Genomic DNA, 17231 nt, shown 5'->3' on the forward strand with positions numbered 1-17231 from the left:
GCTATACCCAGTACCTGACCCAGTCGACTCGCATCGTGGCCGGGAACTGCGTCTTCGGGCCGACGGGCCCTGGCCACTGGCCGCCCACGGCGACATTGAGGACGACGTACATCGGTGCGTCGAACACCCAGTCCGCGCCGGCGGGCGCCGAGCTCCTGCTGTAGGAGCCGACGACGTGACCGTCCAGACCGATCTTGACGGTGCCCGGCTCCCGATACACCTGGAACACATGGTAGTCGTCGGAGAGGTTGACGCCCGCATTCCCGTCGGCCGATTGTTTCCACGCCTTGTCGCTGTCGCTCGACATCGGACCATGAATGGCGTTGTGGTAGTTGACGCTCGAGTTCACGATCTCGATGATGTCGATCTCTCCGCTCTCGGGCCAGCCGACTTTCCACACGTCGACGCCGAGCAACCAGAACGCAGAGTGGATGCCCTGCCCCTCGGGCATCCGGATCCGGGCTTCCAGCAACCCGTATCGGACCTCGACGCGCTTGCGGGAAACCAGTCGCGCCGAGGTGAAGCCGTCACCGTCCCGACGGGCCTGGATCAACAGCCGGCCGGCACCGTCCAGGCGAACGTTGTCGCGGCTCTTTGTGTATGCCTGTTCCTCGTCGTTACCCCAGCCGCCGGCGCCGGTGTCGTAAACCCAGTACCGCGGGTCGGGCGCGGACCCCTCCGGACCATCGAACTCATCGGCGCCCGCCAACGTCATTCCGGTCGAACTGAGTTCGGTGTCGGAGGTGTACCGCATCGCGGGTCGGTCCGCGAGTCCGGCGCCGGCGACCGCGGCGAGGACGAGCAGGACCGTCAGCGACGGAGTCCACGTCCACCACTGGCGTCTGCGCCGATCTGGTCGTCTCACCATCGTCGGTTGAACCACTTCGCGATGTCCTCGGGTTGCATGCACGACGGGTCCAGGTGTCCGCCTGTGCACGACACGACGGAGATGTCGGCGACGCTCTGGAAGCGGTTGCGGAAGGCATCAGCGTTGCGGGCCGTCGACACCAGCGAGTCGCCGTCACTGGCGTAGAACCTCATCCGCTTGCCCGCCAGCGCTTCCGGCGGGAGGTCGACCGGGTTGGACTGCGCCATCGTGTTCTCCGGGTACGCCGCCGCTAGCGCGAACTCGTACTGCTGCGGAGCGCTGGTCAGATCCAGCGCCGGACTGATCGCGACCAGTCCCTGCACCGCGGGGTCATGGTTCTCGGCCAGGATGTTGACCGCCGCCACGGCGCCCATCGACTCGGCCAGCAAGTGCACCGTGTAGACGTTGTACTGAGCTCGTGCCACGCGTGCGAGTTCGAGGTAGTCCCTGCGTGATTCGGGATTTCCGAACGAGTTCCCCCTGGCATTGCTCGCCACCACGGCGTATCCCGAGTTGATCAGCATGTCGGTCAGGGGCCTGTGCTGGTCGTCGAGCAGCACCAGTTCGTTGGCGTCGAGGCCGTGGAAGAACACCACCAGGGCCCGCGGTTTCTCTCCTCGCTTGGCGATGCCCAAGGTGCCCTGCCCGTCGATATACACCCTGGTGTAGTCGTACTGACTGGGGGCCTCGCGCGCGCAACCGGCCAAGGTCGCCACCACCGACGCGATGACCAAGACGAGCGAGACCGTCCGCGCCGTCAGGCCGTTGGACATCCGAGCACCTCCCGGTACGTCTTCGCGAAGTGCTCGGCGCGCACCTGCGCGGTGTACTCGTTCTCGACCCGTTCGCGCGCCGTCGCGACGATTCGCTCACGCAGCGCCGGATCGTTGATCAGCTCCTCGACGGCGCTCGCCGCAGCGTGCGGGTCCCCGGGCCGCACCAACATGCCGGTGCTGTGGTCGGTGATGAAGTCCAGGGGTCCGCCGGAGGCGCTCACCACCACGGGGACCCCGCATGCCTGCGCCTCCAGGATGATCAGACCGAACGGCTCCTCCACCGAGGGGCACGCGAGCACGTCAACGGCCCGCAACACCGCCGCGACGTCCTCGACCGGCGGAAGAATGCGAAAGGCTCCCGGTATCAGTTCGTCTGCCAGAGCGAGCAGCTCCTCGAGATAGCTGCCGTCGTCCTTGCTCGGGGCGCCCACCAGAGCCAGGTGCGCGTCGGTTCCCCGTCTGCGTAGTTCGGCGAGGGCGCCGACGAGTGTGTGCAGTCCCTTTTCGGGATCGATGCGCCCGACCGCGGCCACCAGCACGCCCTGGGGAGCGGCGGTGAGATGGTTGCGCCAGAACGTGGGAGCACCAACGGGACTGAACTTCTCCACGTCGATGCCCTGCGCGATGACGACCGCGCGGCGCCTCGCCCACGTAGGCAGTTGATCGCGCACCGCGGTGCTGGTCGCGACCGCCCGCGACGCGAGCGCGACCGCTATCCCGAGCAGCAACCGGCCGACCCCGGGAGCGACGATGTCGTGCAGCTCGACCAGCGCCTTCCTGCGGGTCAGCCAGCCGGCGAGCGCGCAGTCGAAGTGAGTGAGGATGCTGTTCGAGTGGATCACCTCGGCATCGACACGCTTGGCAGCCGCCGCCACCCGGATCGCGGCGAGGACGGTCAGGAACGGTAGCCGCACCAGCTCGGCCAGGGAGTTGAGTTTGGACCCGTTGCTGGTCCGGACGCCGCCACGTTCCGGCAGTTCGACTCCGACGAAGTCGAAACCCAGGGTGCGCCAGCGCTTCTCGAGCTCCCCGCCGGGGCGGGCGGCGAGCACGACGGTGAAACCTCGCGCGGAGAGCTCCGGCGCCAGGTTGAGCAGGCTGTGCTCGGTACCCATGACGTCGCGGGAGTGTGACACCGCCATCACCCGGACCATGGTGTGACCGCCTGATGCGAGACGTGTCCGTGGACCTGGCGGCCGAACGTGGTGAGTGCCTCCTGGACAGCGTCCGCGGACACCACGTTGTCGTGGAACGACGCGGAGACGACTGATGCGCGCGATGTTTCGGAGACGAGGAAAGTCAAGCCGTGGGGACCGTCGGGTTCGACGCCACCCGCGTAGATCGGCGGCTCGCCGGGAAGGAACGGCAATGCGTCGATCTGGGGAGGCTGACCGACCGAGCTGAAGGTCACGCGAACCGGCCTCGTGGGGTCCGACGACGCCGGCGCCGCCCGGTAGGGCCGCACCGACGCCATCGTCGCGAGGGCCTGGGTGGCGACCGGCCGGGCCGACCGCAGCGTCGCCCTCATCATGGCGGTGATCGCCTCGGGGCGGTGCCGGTGGTCGACGTTGAACGGTACGCCGGTGACGAAGTTGCCGTCCAGCGAATCGTCCGACAGATAGCGCCTGAGGTCCACGACGACCGAGACATCCTGTGCCACGGGCACTCCGGCAGAGTCGAGTGCGCGGAGAAGCAGGCTCATGTGCACCGCGATCCACGAGGCCCCTGGCGCTGCGTGCATGGCGGCGCGTTTGGCGTCAGCGGGCACCACCGCCACCAGCGTGCGACGCGCAGGGGTCCACGCGGCGGGCGTTCCGGGTGGGAGGGTGGGCCGGTGGGGCCGGTCGGCCAGCGTGGCGCGCAGCAGAGCGGGATCGCGGCCGAACGTGCGCGCCACGGCGGATCCGAGCGGGAAGCGCACGGCCGGACCGATCTGCCAGGGATAGGGCTTGTCCGTCAACGCCGTCTGCAACACCGACGCGAACACTTCGTTGAACGTGCGCCCGTCACCGATCGCGTGCGACATCCTCAGGCCGAGATATCTGTCGAACCGGACGAGCGCCAAGGGGGTGCGTAGGGACGTATCGCGATCGATGCGGTCGAGCGTCTCGCCGATGGTGAGCGCAGAGACGAGACCATCACCGTCGACGACGACGGCCTCGCTGGCGCTGTCGCGTTGCGCCGGTGTCCAACGCCGCCGCGCGTCGTCCCACCCCCAGCCGATGCGGCAATGCGGGTAGCGCTCGGTGAGCAACTGGACGGCCCGCAACAGCGCCTCGCGGGAGGGCATGTCGAAGGGACCGCACAGCGCCGCCACCGAGGCGGTGGTCCACGGCAGGTCCCGGCGGGCGATCCGATGGCTACGCATCGACGGGCTCGATCAGACGCGGTGGGGTGAACTCGCTGCGCAAGCGCTTCGCGCGCCAATAGCCCAGCAGGTACACCGAATTGATCATCACGCTGGCAGCGTTCTCCGAGGGTGTGCTCGCCAGCATGCGTTTCACGCGCTCGCTGAGCATCCCGGACAGCGAATCCCACTTGCCGAGAATCGGCGACTCCTCGGCCGCGTACAGCCACTCCAGGTATGCGGCGCTCTCGCCGTAGCGATACCACTGCCCGGCCAGATCGCGAAGCGAGCTCCTCGGCTCCCACTCCATCAACACCCGTTGGTCGGCGGCGAGGCCGCCCAGAGAACTCTCCTGGATTCTCCAGCAGATGTCGGCGTCCGCTCCGCTGCGCATCGCGCGGAAGCCTCCGACCTCCCGGAAGACCGACGCGTTGATACCGAGGTTGGCGGTCGGGTAGTAGTCCATCCGTCCGCGGACGCCGATATAGCTGTCCAGGCTGAACGGCTGCTGCCCCCCCGCGACCCTCGCGGCCAGCGTGGGTCCGGTCCTGGTCCGGGTTGCCGTGCAGGACAGCGCGATGCCCTCATCTGCGTGCATGGCCCGGTGGCTGTCCATCAACCCCGGCAGTGGTCGGCATCGCCCGTCGACAAACAGCAGGATGTCCGCCGTGGACGCTCTCGCGGCGAGTTCCCGAGCGTGATAGGGGCCAGCACTGGACTTCACGGACTGCACACGTGCGCCGAGTGCGCGGGCCGTCTCGGCGGTGCGGTCGGTTGACGCGTCGTCGACGACGGTCACCACGTCGACACCGCTGCACTGGGCGAGCAACGGGGACACGCACAGGTGTAGTTGATCCGCCATGTTGCGGATCGGGATGATGATTTCGATCGACTTGCCTGTCAACAGCTTCTCCTGTGCGCCTATTGTCTTTCGACCTTGTGGAGGAAGATCGTCACGCCGTTGTCGTCGTGGACCATCTCCCAGCGGGGGTCTTGGCGGATGCGGCTCTTGAGGTTCGGCAGCGCGTCGAGGGGCAGGATCCCGAAATACCAGGCGTAGAGCCGCATTTGTTCGGTGAAGACGAGGTAGGTCGATGCGTCGTAGCGGCTGCCCATCGACTCGGTGAACTTCTGATAGTCCTTGTCGCTGTCGAAGTGTGATCCCACCAGATTCGCCGCGAAGATCATCGGGTCGTCGAAGTGGTCGTTGAAGCGGGCGTATTCGACGTACTTCCACGTACTTCGCTGCGGCCATACCGGGGCCGCCACGGTGAGATAGGCGGGGAAATCCGCTTCCGCCAGCACGCTCTGTGAGGCGTCGACCTGTCCTCCCGGCATCACGTTGGCGAACCACGCGCCGAAGTACCCCTGGGCCGAAAGTGTCGTGGCGACGACGAGCAGTGCGGAGGTGAGTGCGGACCTGAGTCGGCTGGACTGCAGCATCCCGGTCAGCACCGGCGCCAGCACGATCGAACATCCGACCAGCGAATACAGAAAGACCCGGAAGATCGCTTCCCCGCCGTAGCTCTGGCCGCCGAGGATCAGCATCGGGCTCAGTGCCAATACGCCGAGCCCGAAGAACGGCTGCCGTTTTCGCAGCCGCGCCAACAGCACCACCGCCGTCGACAACCAGACCGCACCGGAGAGCACCCGCACCCCCGCACTGGTGACCCGTTGGCCGATGGAACCGACCGTCGGCACGTTCGACTTGGCGTTGTCGACGATGTTGCCCGAGAACAACGTGTACTCGTCGACCTGGTCGAAGTTGTAGAGCAGGAAGCTGATCGAGATCGCGGCCAGGATAGGCAGAATCCACCAGGGTCTCATCCGCTTGGACACGACCAGCAGTCCGATCGCCAGCAGTAGCCAGAAGGGCGTCAATTGGTGACTGATGGTGGTGGCGGCATACAGCACCACGATCACCGGGACGCCGACAGGCTTCGTTCGCGACAGCCCGATCAGACACACAATGCCGGCGGTGAGCACCATCACCGTGGATTGAGGCGAATAGTAGTCCTGCGCTACCCAGTTCAGCGCCGCGGCGAGAAAGGACGCGGTCAGCGCCTGGAGCCGATCGAGATCCCACGCTCGAGCGGCTACAAAGACGAGGCTGACGAACACCACGTGGAACAGCGGGGTGAATCCGTGTGCGAGTGTCACGGGCGCCACGCCACTGAGGTCGGAAAGCCACGCCGTGAAGCCGAACAGTCCCGGCCAGCTGTGGTAGACGTCGATGCCGCGCGCCAGAGCGTGCTCGTGCTGGATGTAGTCGACCACTCCGAGATGCTTGTACGTCCAGGAATACATGGGGCTGTCGGTGGCGATCACCGCTGGAAGTCGTTGTACGGCGATCATCAATGCCGTGGCGACGACGGCCGCCCTGAACTCGCGGCGTCGCACCGCGGCGGCGAAAGCCAGGGCGGTCAGCACGATCGATGCGATCAACAGCGGTGACGCGGTGGCCAGCAGCCCGTACTCCGAGATGCGGGAGTTTCGCAAAGTCGTTGCCGCGTATGCGAAAGCCGCTGCCGCAGCGAGCATCAGCACCCAGGGCAGGGTGAAGCGGCGCGATTCGGCGCTGGGTTCCGCGTCGACCGCCTGGCGAGGTTCGGTCTCGATGTTCAGCGCCGTCACAACGTTGGCCGTTCGCGTGCTCTGACCTGCAGCCCACGAATCAGGCCGCCGCCGACGGTGACGGCCGCCATGCCGAGCAGGATGGGCAGCGGCGCATAGACCCCGCACAGCAGCAGGCCGGACACGACGAGTATGCACAGCGCCAGACCGGCCACCGGCACCAGGCCGACCGCGACGGTGGTGGGCAACCCGCTGAACCACGACATCAGCAGGCTGCCCGGTCCGACGAGGACGAATGCACCGATGGCGAGCAGCAGCACGGCACTGGGCAGCACACCGATCGCGCCGACGAAGCCCGCCACTCCCCCACCGACCGCCAGCGTGCTCATCCGCACCGCAGGATCACCCGCCCAGAACCGGCCGACGGTGACCCGATGACGGCTCATGCAGCTCCGCTCGTCGCTGCCAATGGCGCGGTCCGAAGCGGGGTGGCCGCACGTCCGTCGATCCGGGAGCGGAGCAATGCACGCGGCCCCGCGAGTACGCCGCGACGTTCGAGCCTACTGAGCCCCTTCAGGTCGGTGGGCGCAACGGTGGGGTCGTCGACCACCGTGATGCTGCGCAGGTGAACGATCCCAGCGCCGCCACGCCGCACGACCATGCCCAGCGTGCGCGGTCTAAGGAGCAGCTTGGTGATCCAAGCGCCGAGCCCGAGGCCGTAGTTGTAGATCTGGGTCTCGAGTTCTTCCAGACTCTTTCGATGCCGATGCCATATCAGCGCGCCAGGTTCGTAGACCAGAGTGCGCCGCGCCAGCAGCACCCTGACGAACATGTCGATGTCCTCACCCCCGCCGGTCGGCGATCCGACCCCCATGCCTTCGTCGAAGCCGCCGAGCCAACGCACCACCGACCGCCGGAACGCGATGTTGGCCCCGGTTCCGAAGCGCGCCACACGCAGCGGGAACAACGGGTCGTCCGCTGGCGGCGACGCAAGGTCGTAGACCACCGGCTGGCACTGCGACGCCCAACCGACCCGGCGGTCGAAATACGACTGGGCCGGGGTGAGCACCTCCGCGGTCGGCACCATCCCGGTCACACACACGACGTCAGCGGCACGTGAGAACCCACGTGCCAGATTCTTCAACCAGCGCCTGTCCACCAGCACGTCATCGTCGGTGAAGGCGATGAATTCGTTACGGGCGCTCTCGATTCCGACGTTGCGCGCCACTGCTAGCCCTTTGCGGGCAGCCGGAACCATCCGCACGTTCTGATCCGCGAACTCGGCCACCACGGGCGGTGTGAGGCCGCTCTCCGGCCCGTTGTCGACCACCACGATCTCGAATGCCGGATAGTCCAGCCGCACCAAGCTGTGCAACGTGTCTCGGAGCTGGTCGGGCCGGTCCTTGGTGCACAGGAGGACCGAGAACGGCGGGTACGCCACCGGCGGACCGGACGCGACAGGCGGCAGTTGCGCTGCGGCGGCGGCGAGCTCGGCGCCATCCACCAGGCCGTCCCGCACCGCGACCTGTACGAACCCCCTCGGCGCGTCGGCAGTCCAGATGAGAAAACGGGCGGTGCCGAAACGCTCGCCTCCCGACAGACGCAGCGGGCCTGCGGGTATCTCGCGATCGTCGAGTTGTCCCACCCAGACGGCGCCGGTCCAGGACAGGGCGTCATCGTCGACCTGGGTGATCGGTTCGGCCATCGCGGCCTGCTCAGTGGGCATGGAAATGTCCTTTCACTCGCGCGCGGGTGTAGACGAAATGCGCTGTCGCGCCGACGCTGAGGACCGTCTGAGCCAGCAGCAGGGCCAGTGCGGCCCCGAACGCTCCCTGCCTGTCGGTGAGCGTCGGCAGGGTGGCGAGCAGTGTGACCGATGCGCAGAGGTTCAGCAGCAACAGCGCCCGCATGGTGCGGCGGGATCGCTGCAGCGCCGCCCACACCATGTAGACGGTGCGTATGACGGAGCCCACACAGAGCACCGCGATGACACCGGTGGCACCCAGCTCGCCGTACTGCGGGTTGAGCATCCGGAGGACGGTGGGCGCAGCACAGACGATGACCACAGATCCGGCGAGAGCCAACCAGAATGCCTTGACGAGAATTGATTTCGCCATGGCCTCCGCTGAGTCGGGGTCGCTGGACGCGTGCACTACGAGCGACACACCGAGCGCGGTCCCGACGAAGTCGAGCGCCTGCACGATCGACAGAGACAACGCGAACAGCGCGCCCTCACGCGGACCGCCGAACACGGTGACCAGGAACGGGGTGGCCGCCAGCATGCCCAGACTCAACGCAACGGCGAGGAACGTCCGCACGACGAAACGGTCGAATTCCCTTGTGGGTTCGCCTGTGACGACAGCCCCGTCGGCGGGCAGCCCATCGTTGGTCGCGATGATCCGGCTGATTACGGGACGCAGGATCAGCAGCACGAGCGCCGCGGAGAGCACGAAGGCCAGCTCGACACTGTGCCAAGCCACGCTGGTCGCGAACGCGACGAGCATGCCGATCCGCAGAATGCCGACGCCGCTGTTGACGGGGAGCATCCAGCCGGCGCGCCCGATGGCGACCAGTGTGTTGTTCTGCAGCGTGAAACCGGTCAGGAGAATCGTCCCGACTGCTACCAGCACAGCGACCACAAGCGACCCGTGCACGTCGCTGACCAGCGACACGGTCGCGACAGCGGCGACGATGCCCGCCAGTGTCGAGGCGGCCAGGTAGACGCGCTGGCCCCGGCGATACAGCGCCGGCCGCGCCGATCCCGCCGCGGGCATCATCGCCGTGTAGGCGTCACCGATGCCCGCCGCCAGGACGAGCGCGGGCGCGGTGATCGCGGCCAGTACGGCCGTCATGACACCGAGCCGCTCCGGCGGCACCATTCGCGCCGCGACGACCCAGAACAGCATGCCGAAGGTCGCGTTGACGACGTACGACGAGGCCAGCGACGCTGCGTCGCGGTAGAGCCGCGTGACACCGAAGCGCGCACCCGACGGCTGCATGGTGGCCCGCGGCGCGGACCCGGCGGTCACCTTCACGCCGCGCCGTCCGCCGCCGCTCGGGGTGTCCCGGACGCGGCTTCACGCTCGATGGGGAGATGGGTGACGGCGTCCGCCGTCATCGCGGCCGAACGCATCCGCGCCAACCGCGCCCTGTACGAGCACACGGTGTATCCGAGGCCAGCGCACATGAATCCGAGGATCATGACCAATCCCTGCAGCATCGGGCGGGGACGCGCCGACGTCAGCCTCCGGAGGGCGGTCAGCCCGGTGCGAAGTGCGTAGGAACGCTCGGCGGAGAGCACAGCCTTGTCGTCGAAGTTGCTCTGCATCAACGCCTTTCCGGCACCCTCCGTGTAGCATCGGGTGACGAAGAACCTCAGCGATGACCTGGATTGCGGCACCTCATGGTCGATGACCGCGGAGGGGACGTACATCCACCGGTCTCCGCGATCAGCCATCCGCAGGCACAGGTCGGTGTCCTCCGGCTGCGATACCGCGCCGCGCTTGCCGAAGTCGGTGCGAAACCCTCCGACGGTCCGGAACGCCGCGGTACGCACCGCCATGTTCCCCGACCACACATTGCGGACCTGGCTGGTGACGGTCGGCATCCCGGCGTAAGCGCCACCGACCGCCCAGGCGAATTCGGGAGGGAACCAGGGCGGGCGCCCGTGCGACCACACGTCCCGGTAGCGTCCGCCGGTTCCGATGACGCCGGGCTCTGCGAACGGCCGGGTGAGCTCGAACAGCCAATCGCGGTGGGCGATCTCGTCGTCGTCCAGGAAAGCCGTGAGCGGCGTCTTGACGACGTCGACCGCTCGGTTGCGCGTCGTGGACGCGCCGCGCGGACCCTCGTTGAGCACGACGGTCAGGTCCGGAAACTGCGCCGCCAGACGCGCGGCGAGCGACCAGTTGTTGTCGACGCCGACGACGACATCACCGGGCCGTAGCGTTTGGTCACGTAGCGAGTCCAGCGCAGCGCCGATCCTGTCCCACCGCTCCTCGGTGTAGCAGGCGATCACCACGGCGACCTGCAATTCGGGTTCAGAGTTGTCGCCGTTGTCAGTCATCGAAGCGTCCTCTGCCCAGCGCACGGACCGTCCAGCCGGCGCTCACCCAGTAGGACCGGTCCAACGCGTTGCGGGCGTCGAGCAGCCGAGGTGCCCGGACCAGCCGACCCAAGGCGGCCGGATCGAGTTGGCGATACTCGTCCCATTCGGTGGCCAGGACGATCAAATCGGCGTTGTCACACGCTTCCTCGGCCGAATCGCTGTAGGTCAGCGTCGGGAACCGGCGCCTGGCATTGCCGATCGCCTTCGGGTCGTGGACGCGAACCATCGAGCCCTTGAGGTGCATCGCGGCCGCGACGTTCAGCGCGGGCGAGTCCCGGACGTCGTCGCTGTTGGGTTTGAACGCCGCTCCGAGCACGGCGACGTTGGTGCCCAGGAAGTCACCGCCGAGCATGCGGGCAGCCAGCAAGACCACCTTGTCGCGCCTGCGCATGTTGATCTTGTCGATCTCGCGCAGGAAGCTCAGCGCGTCGGCGGCGCCCAGCTCGCCGGCGCGTGCACTGAACGCACGGATGTCCTTGGGCAGGCAGCCGCCTCCGAACCCCAGCCCGGCGTTGAGGAATTTCCGTCCGATCCGCTCGTCGTAGCCCAACGCCCGGCTAAGGGTCACCACGTCGGCGTCGACGACCTCGCATATCTCCGCCATCGCGTTGATGAACGAGATCTTCGTTGCCAAAAACGAGTTCGCGGCCACCTTCACCATCTCAGCGGTCGCGAGATCCGTGGTGATATACGGCGTTCCGCCGTCGATGAGCCGCGCGTAGACCTCCATCAGTGCCTTCTCGGCATGCTCGGAGGTCACGCCGAACACCAGGCGGTCGGGGTCGAGGGTGTCGGCGACAGCCATGCCCTCGCGCAGGAATTCGGGATTCCACCCCACCTCGAGCCGGTGCGGACGGCGGTCACCTATGAGTTCGGCGAGACGTCGCGCGGTCCCGACCGGTACGGTCGACTTGCCGACGATCAGGCTGTCGCGGTCGGCATGTTCTGCCACCGTGGCGACCGCGGCATCGACGTACCGCATGTCGGCGGCCTCTGATCCGGATTGCTGCGGGGTGCCGACACAGATGAAGTGCACCGCTGCCCCCGGGACGGCGGCTTTCGGGTCGGACGTGAAGGTGAGCCGACCTGAGGCGATCGCGCGGGCCAGCAGATCCTCGAAGCCCGGCTCGAAGAACGGTGACCGACCTGCGGTGAGTGCTTCGATTTTGGCTGTGTCCGTGTCGAATCCGACGACGTCATGACCTAGCTCGGCCATGCACGCTGCATGCACGGCACCAAGGTAGCCGGTGCCGACCACGTTGATCTTCATGTCCGCAACCTCGATTCCGTCACGCCGTCTTCGAGATGGCGCCGTCGCCCGGCGTGGCGGCCGCCAACGAGTGGACGCGGAACCAACTGCGCCGATCACCCAGCCGCCCCTGCGCCTCATGTGCGCTGCGGTACTCGCGACGGATGGTGCGCAGGACTCTCATGCCGTCGCGGACGGCATTGAGGTTGCTGACACCGTGAATTCGGCTCTTCTCAAAACTCGACACCTCGGAGATGTTCAGACCGCGGGCGGCGACGCGAACGTTGATCAGCGTTTCGATCTCGAACCCATCACCCCACTGCGGCGTCCGGGTAGCGGTGTCGGGCAGTTGCATGACGTCGAGGCAGTGACGCCAAAAAGCGTTGTAGCCGTAGCACAAATCGGTGTACTTCGTCGAGAACAGGACGTTCACCAGACCGTTGAGCCCCATGTTGCCGAAGCGGCGCAACGTGGTGATGTCCGCGCTGCCTCCGCCCTGGATGAAACGCGAACCTTTGGCGAAGTCCGCCCCCGCGACGAGAACCCCGACATAGCTTGGGATTTCACCGGGGTCTGTGCTGCCGTCGGCGTCGAGCATCACGATGATGTCTCCCGTCGCCGCCTCGAAACCACAGGCCAACGCATTGCCCTTGCCCTTGCGGGTCTGGTTGAGGTGGATGCCGTCCGGCCACAACCGACGCGCTACCTCGGCGGTGTCGTCCACCGAGTTTCCGTCGACGAACACCACCTCGTCGACGTCCGCCGGCATGCGGGCGGCGACGTGAGGCAAGTTCCTCGCCTCGTTCAGGGCCGGTATGACTACCGTGACCTTGGGCCGCGTTGTGTTGTGCGGCAACCCATCCCAGATGCTTATCAATTTCGCCACGACGGCTCATCTCTTGTGATGCGAAAACGATTGGAATCAGCGATACATGCGGTCGGCTCTCAACCTTGAGGGTCGACGATCTGGACGGCATCGGCGCCGCACACTGGCAGAATCCAGCCGACCTCGATCGGCCGATCGAACCTCGCTCGACTGGGCTGCCGCGAAGAGTCTTTCGTGCTGCAATGCGCATTCACGTTTGGGTAAATGCGTGTCGACGTGGCCCAGATTCGCATACGGCCGACAGGCCCGCAAGGCGAGCCGCCCCGACTGTGATCCGGCCAACATATTCGCCAGTCATAATTTACTTAACCGCAACTATATCGCTGAAAAGAGGGCGTGAGCAGTCATTCCACGCCCGGATGCACGTTATCGTCCCGGCGTGAGTCGCCGTCGCTGACTACGACAGAGTTCCCGTAAATAGCAGGTGAGTGGCCTCTCTTGGCGAGTCTTCGCAGTAGCGGGTACGCAGCCTTTCCGCTACGGCGCGTACCCATTCGCACTGCGCACTGTTCGACATGCGCTGGTGACCCAGGTCAGCAAAACAGCCGCAAATTTGCAATTCGCAACTTTCTCACAAACGATTGAATTACTTCGTAGCATTCGAATTCGGCCGTGCAGTAATTGCAATATCGCTGCACAACAATGGCGTCGCCGTGAAGGTTTATGCGCCGTCTCCGCGGCCTTATATGCGTGCGCCGGATACACGCCCGCAGCGTAGTCCAGGGGTCGCCAACAGTGCAGTAGAGCGGCAGAAACCGAGGCACTTGCCTCTCGTCGCACAAGGATCCCGGGAAAGCCGACCCGCCTACTGCATCCATGGTGCGACAGTCGATATTCAGAGCCGCGTAACCTCGGCGTCGACTAAAGCGCTGCTCGTCGTATCCTCGGCTTCCGTTGTGAGCCTTGTATTTTGATATCTCTGATGGGGAAAGACTGTGCCGTCGGTATCGGGCCCACCCTGAGTGACGGCGCTGTATCCGACCTCAGGTCCACAGCGGATTGCCGATCCCTCGCGTCGAGCGCCGCATGCGCACTTGGGCGACTCACCATGCCGAGAGGATGCCTCGTTTCCACGATCTCGATTGGTTTCGTTTGCGTGCTCATCCATCACGCATTGTGCCGCGCCCGCGTCGCGAACCTGCTCGAGAACCACACCGACAATGACTGGCATCGAAGCGCGGAATGGTCGCCAGCGCACTCACGCTGGGCCTGCTCCGAGCCCATTCGACATGCTCATCGGTGGCTCTCATTCGTCGTCACGCACGAACGACGGGCGCCGTCGGCAACATTCCGTACGCGTGTACCAGTTTGCGGACGGATGCCGTCGCGGTTCTCAGCGGCGATGAAGGCCCCGGGGCGCGACAGTCGGGCGCCGGATCGGTCATCGTGAAGCCGTTCCGGCAGCTACTCGCCCACGGGCACCGGGTGGCGGCCGAACAGGCCGGTGCTGGAAGCGAATTCACCCTATCCGAGCAACCGGTCCATTCCGCCGGTCATCGGCATCGACCACATTCTCACCAGGAACGCGACGGCCGGGTCGACGGAGACCATCGAGGTGCCGCAACCGACCACCGAGCACTGCTGTCGACGGTCATGGTGTCGAAGACCTGACTCAATGGTCGGATGCGACCTGCTGGTCGCCTACGCCTCGGTGAAGTTCCGGGTCACCGACGGGTCCACCGGAATGCCGGGGCCGGTCGTCGTCGAGACGACGACCTTCTTCAGGTAGCGACCCTTCGACGACGACGGCTTGGCACGCAGGATCTCGTCGAGCGCCGCGCCGTAGTTCTCGGTCAGCGCCTTCTGGTCGAACGATGCCTTACCGATCACGAAGTGAAGGTTGGCCTGCTTGTCGACGCGGAAGTTGATCTTGCCGCCCTTGATGTCGGACACGGCCTTGGCGACGTCTGGGGTCACGGTGCCGGTCTTCGGGTTCGGCATCAGGCCACGCGGTCCGAGGATGCGGGCGATGCGGCCGACCTTGGCCATCTGGTCCGGCGTCGCGATCGCGGCGTCAAAGTCGAGGAATCCACCCTGGATCTTCTCGATCAGGTCGTCGCTGCCGACGATGTCGGCGCCCGCGGCTTCGGCGGCCTCGGCCTTGTCACCCACGGCGAACACCGCGACGCGCGCGGTCTTGCCGGTGCCGTGCGGCAGGTTCACGGTGCCGCGCACCATCTGGTCTGCCTTGCGGGGGTCGACGCCGAGCCGGATCGCGACCTCAACGGTGGCGTCCTGCTTCTTCGACGACGTCTCCTTGGCCAGCGCTGTCGCCTCGAGGGGCGTGTACAGGCGGTCCTTGTCGATCTTCTCCGCGGCTTCGCGGAATGCCTTGCTGTTCTTGCTCATTGATATCTCCTGATTTCGAAGTTGTGGTTGACGGGCCGTAGCTGGCCCTCCCACGGGGAACAGCTACTCGACTGTGATCCCCATCGACCGGGCGGTCCCGGCGATGATCTTGGCGGCCTGATCGATGTCGTTGGCGTTCAGGTCTTCCTTCTTGGTCTCGGCGATCTCGCGCACCTGATCCCAGGTCACCTTGGCGACCTTGGTCTTGTGCGGCTCACCGGAACCCTTCTGCACGCCGGCCGCCTTGAGCAGCAGCTTCGCCGCAGGCGGCGTCTTCAGCGCGAACGTGAAGCTGCGGTCCTCGTAGACCGTGATCTCCACCGGGATGACGTTGCCGCGCTGCGACTCGGTCGCGGCGTTGTACGCCTTGCAGAATTCCATGATGTTGACGCCGTGCTGACCGAGCGCGGGACCCACCGGCGGGGCGGGGTTGGCCTGCCCGGCCTGGATCTGCAGCTTGATCAGCCCGGTGACCTTCTTCTTCGGGGCCATGCTGTGGTGTTCCTTTTCTCTTTCTAGGGCACGAATGCCGGTTAGATCTTGGCGACCTGGGTGAAGGTCAGTTCGACAGGTGTTTCGCGGCCGAAGATGGACACCAGCACCTTGAGCTTCTGCTGTTCGGCGTTGACCTCGCTGATGGACGCAGGCAGCGTCGCGAACGGGCCGTCCATGACGGTGACGGACTCGCCGACCTCGAAGTCGACGAGGATCTCCGGACGCTCCATCGAGGCCTCGGAGGATGCGGCCGCACCGGCAGTGCTCTTCCCGGGCTTCTTCGCCGAGGCCGGCGGCAGCAGGAACTTCACGACGTCGTCGAGCGACAGCGGCGACGGCCGTGACGTCGCGCCGACGAAGCCGGTCACGCCGGGGGTGTTGCGCACCGCGCCCCACGACTCGTCGTTGAGCTCCATGCGGACCAGGATGTAGCCGGGCAGCACCTTGCGATTGACCTGCTTGCGCTGGCCGTTCTTGATCTCGGTGACCTCTTCGGTGGGCACCTCGACCTGGAAGATGTAGTCGCCGACGTCCAGGTTCTGCACGCGGGTCTCGAGGTTGGCCTTCACCTTGTTCTCGTAGCCGGCGTAGGAGTGGATGACGTACCAGTCGCCCGGCTTGAGGCGAAGCTCTTTCTTCAGCGCTACGGCGGGGTCTTCTTCTTCCTCCGGAGCCGCTTCGGCGGCGACATCGGATTCGGCAGCGTCGGTCACCTCCGCGTTGGCCTCGTCGACATCAATGGTGTCGACGGTGTCACCCGAAGGCTCTTGGCCCTCGAAGCTAGTCACGTGTCAGTCCTCTCTGAATTTCACTGGCAGCGTCCGCCGACCTATCGGGGTCAGCCGAACACCATCATCACGAGCTTGCCCAGACCGAGGTCGGTGAACCCGATCATCGCCACCATGAATATGAGGAACGCCAGCACGACGGTCGTGTAGCTGACCATCTGCTTGCGGTTCGGCCAGATGACCTTGCGCAGCTCCGCAATGACTTCCTGCAGGTAGTTCAGGACGAACGCGAACGGGTTACGCGATGGTCCGTCCTTGGGCTTCCTCGCGGTCTTCTTGGTCCCGCCGCCCTTGTTCCCGTCGTCCCTGCCGCCCGAACTATCGGTCTCGGGTGCGTCGTCGGTGTCCTTGGCGTCGGCCTCGGTCACCGCACCGCGCCGGGACCGCTTGCCTGTGGGCCGCAGCGGGCGTGTCACGACCGCTGTATGGCCACCGGTGTCACCGCTGTCAGTTCCGGCGCCGGTGTCTGCGGAGCCGGCACCTTCGCGCTCGTCGCTCACCGCATACTTCCTTTTCTGATCGTATGTCTCGCGTGGTCACCTTCCAGTGTCCACGCTTGTCGAGTATTCAGTTGCAGGGGCGACAGGACTTGAACCTGCAACCTGCGGTTTTGGAGACCGCTGCTCTGCCAGTTGAGCTACGCCCCTTCATAGCGGGTCAGAGGCCCACACAATTCGCGCGCTCTCCGTTCGGTCGATCAAAGCCGACGGACAGCGCGCTTAACTGGGCAAACCCCGAGGTCCGAGTGTAGCGCGCACCCGGGCGGAGTTACTAATTGCCTGCCCCACGGG

General features: G+C 66.0%; 16 protein-coding genes and 1 tRNA gene. All 17 read right to left on the reverse strand.

Annotated elements, in window-relative coordinates:
• Position 1: 1 nt before the first annotated feature.
• On the reverse strand, positions 2 to 868 hold the full coding sequence (locus tag H7I57_RS14915) for a glycoside hydrolase family 16 protein (protein WP_264024332.1): 867 nt from the start codon (positions 866 to 868) through the stop codon (positions 2 to 4).
• Positions 862 to 1641 (reverse strand): alpha/beta hydrolase, encoded by a 780-nt coding sequence (locus H7I57_RS14920; RefSeq protein ID WP_264024333.1) that lies wholly within the window; start codon positions 1639 to 1641, stop codon positions 862 to 864. Before H7I57_RS14920 ends, H7I57_RS14915 begins: the two co-directional genes overlap by 7 nt.
• Positions 1626 to 2786 (reverse strand): glycosyltransferase family 4 protein, encoded by a 1161-nt coding sequence (locus H7I57_RS14925; protein ID WP_264024334.1) that lies wholly within the window; start codon positions 2784 to 2786, stop codon positions 1626 to 1628. The genes H7I57_RS14920 and H7I57_RS14925 overlap by 16 nt, the downstream gene beginning before the upstream one ends.
• The gene (locus H7I57_RS14930; RefSeq protein ID WP_264024335.1) at positions 2786 to 4012 is read right to left on the reverse strand and encodes a hypothetical protein; all 1227 of its coding nucleotides are present in this window, start codon (positions 4010 to 4012) and stop codon (positions 2786 to 2788) included. The genes H7I57_RS14925 and H7I57_RS14930 overlap by 1 nt, the downstream gene beginning before the upstream one ends.
• The gene (locus H7I57_RS14935) at positions 4005 to 4895 is read right to left on the reverse strand and encodes a glycosyltransferase family 2 protein (RefSeq protein ID WP_264024336.1); all 891 of its coding nucleotides are present in this window, start codon (positions 4893 to 4895) and stop codon (positions 4005 to 4007) included. Before H7I57_RS14935 ends, H7I57_RS14930 begins: the two co-directional genes overlap by 8 nt.
• 17 nt (positions 4896 to 4912) lie before the next feature.
• Positions 4913 to 6625, reverse strand: coding sequence for a hypothetical protein (locus H7I57_RS14940; RefSeq protein ID WP_264024337.1), 1713 nt, complete (start codon positions 6623 to 6625; stop codon positions 4913 to 4915).
• Complete coding sequence (locus tag H7I57_RS14945) at positions 6622 to 7011, reverse strand: hypothetical protein (RefSeq protein WP_264024338.1); 390 nt, start codon at positions 7009 to 7011, stop codon at positions 6622 to 6624. The genes H7I57_RS14940 and H7I57_RS14945 overlap by 4 nt, the downstream gene beginning before the upstream one ends.
• On the reverse strand, positions 7008 to 8291 hold the full coding sequence (locus tag H7I57_RS14950; RefSeq protein ID WP_264024339.1) for a glycosyltransferase family 2 protein: 1284 nt from the start codon (positions 8289 to 8291) through the stop codon (positions 7008 to 7010). Before H7I57_RS14950 ends, H7I57_RS14945 begins: the two co-directional genes overlap by 4 nt.
• Positions 8281 to 9594, reverse strand: coding sequence for a lipopolysaccharide biosynthesis protein (locus H7I57_RS14955; RefSeq protein ID WP_264024340.1), 1314 nt, complete (start codon positions 9592 to 9594; stop codon positions 8281 to 8283). The genes H7I57_RS14950 and H7I57_RS14955 overlap by 11 nt, the downstream gene beginning before the upstream one ends.
• A gap of 2 nt (positions 9595 to 9596) precedes the next feature.
• Positions 9597 to 10631 (reverse strand): glycosyltransferase family 2 protein, encoded by a 1035-nt coding sequence (locus tag H7I57_RS14960; protein ID WP_264024341.1) that lies wholly within the window; start codon positions 10629 to 10631, stop codon positions 9597 to 9599.
• On the reverse strand, positions 10624 to 11943 hold the full coding sequence (locus H7I57_RS14965) for a UDP-glucose dehydrogenase family protein (protein ID WP_264024342.1): 1320 nt from the start codon (positions 11941 to 11943) through the stop codon (positions 10624 to 10626). The genes H7I57_RS14960 and H7I57_RS14965 overlap by 8 nt, the downstream gene beginning before the upstream one ends.
• Positions 11944 to 11962: 19 nt before the next feature.
• The gene (locus H7I57_RS14970) at positions 11963 to 12808 is read right to left on the reverse strand and encodes a glycosyltransferase family 2 protein (RefSeq protein WP_264024343.1); all 846 of its coding nucleotides are present in this window, start codon (positions 12806 to 12808) and stop codon (positions 11963 to 11965) included.
• Positions 12809 to 14449: 1641 nt separating this feature from the next.
• Positions 14450 to 15157, reverse strand: a complete 708-nt coding sequence (gene rplA / locus H7I57_RS14975) for a 50S ribosomal protein L1 (RefSeq protein ID WP_264024345.1) — start codon at positions 15155 to 15157, stop codon at positions 14450 to 14452.
• Positions 15158 to 15220: 63 nt separating this feature from the next.
• Positions 15221 to 15649: a 50S ribosomal protein L11 gene (gene rplK / locus H7I57_RS14980; protein WP_159233620.1), complete on the reverse strand. Its 429-nt coding sequence runs from the start codon at positions 15647 to 15649 to the stop codon at positions 15221 to 15223.
• Between the two features lie 41 nt (positions 15650 to 15690).
• Positions 15691 to 16440 carry a transcription termination/antitermination protein NusG gene (gene nusG, locus H7I57_RS14985; protein WP_264024346.1) on the reverse strand — a complete coding sequence of 250 codons (750 nt, stop codon included), beginning with the start codon at positions 16438 to 16440 and terminating at the stop codon, positions 15691 to 15693.
• A gap of 50 nt (positions 16441 to 16490) precedes the next feature.
• Complete coding sequence (gene secE / locus H7I57_RS14990) at positions 16491 to 16940, reverse strand: preprotein translocase subunit SecE (protein WP_264024348.1); 450 nt, start codon at positions 16938 to 16940, stop codon at positions 16491 to 16493.
• A 74-nt stretch (positions 16941 to 17014) separates the two neighbouring features.
• Positions 17015 to 17087, reverse strand: a tRNA-Trp gene (locus H7I57_RS14995).
• Positions 17088 to 17231 lie beyond the last annotated feature (144 nt).

It is taken from the genome of Mycolicibacterium pyrenivorans (genome assembly GCF_025821625.1).
Classification (GTDB): Bacteria; Actinomycetota; Actinomycetes; order Mycobacteriales; family Mycobacteriaceae; genus Mycobacterium; species Mycobacterium pyrenivorans.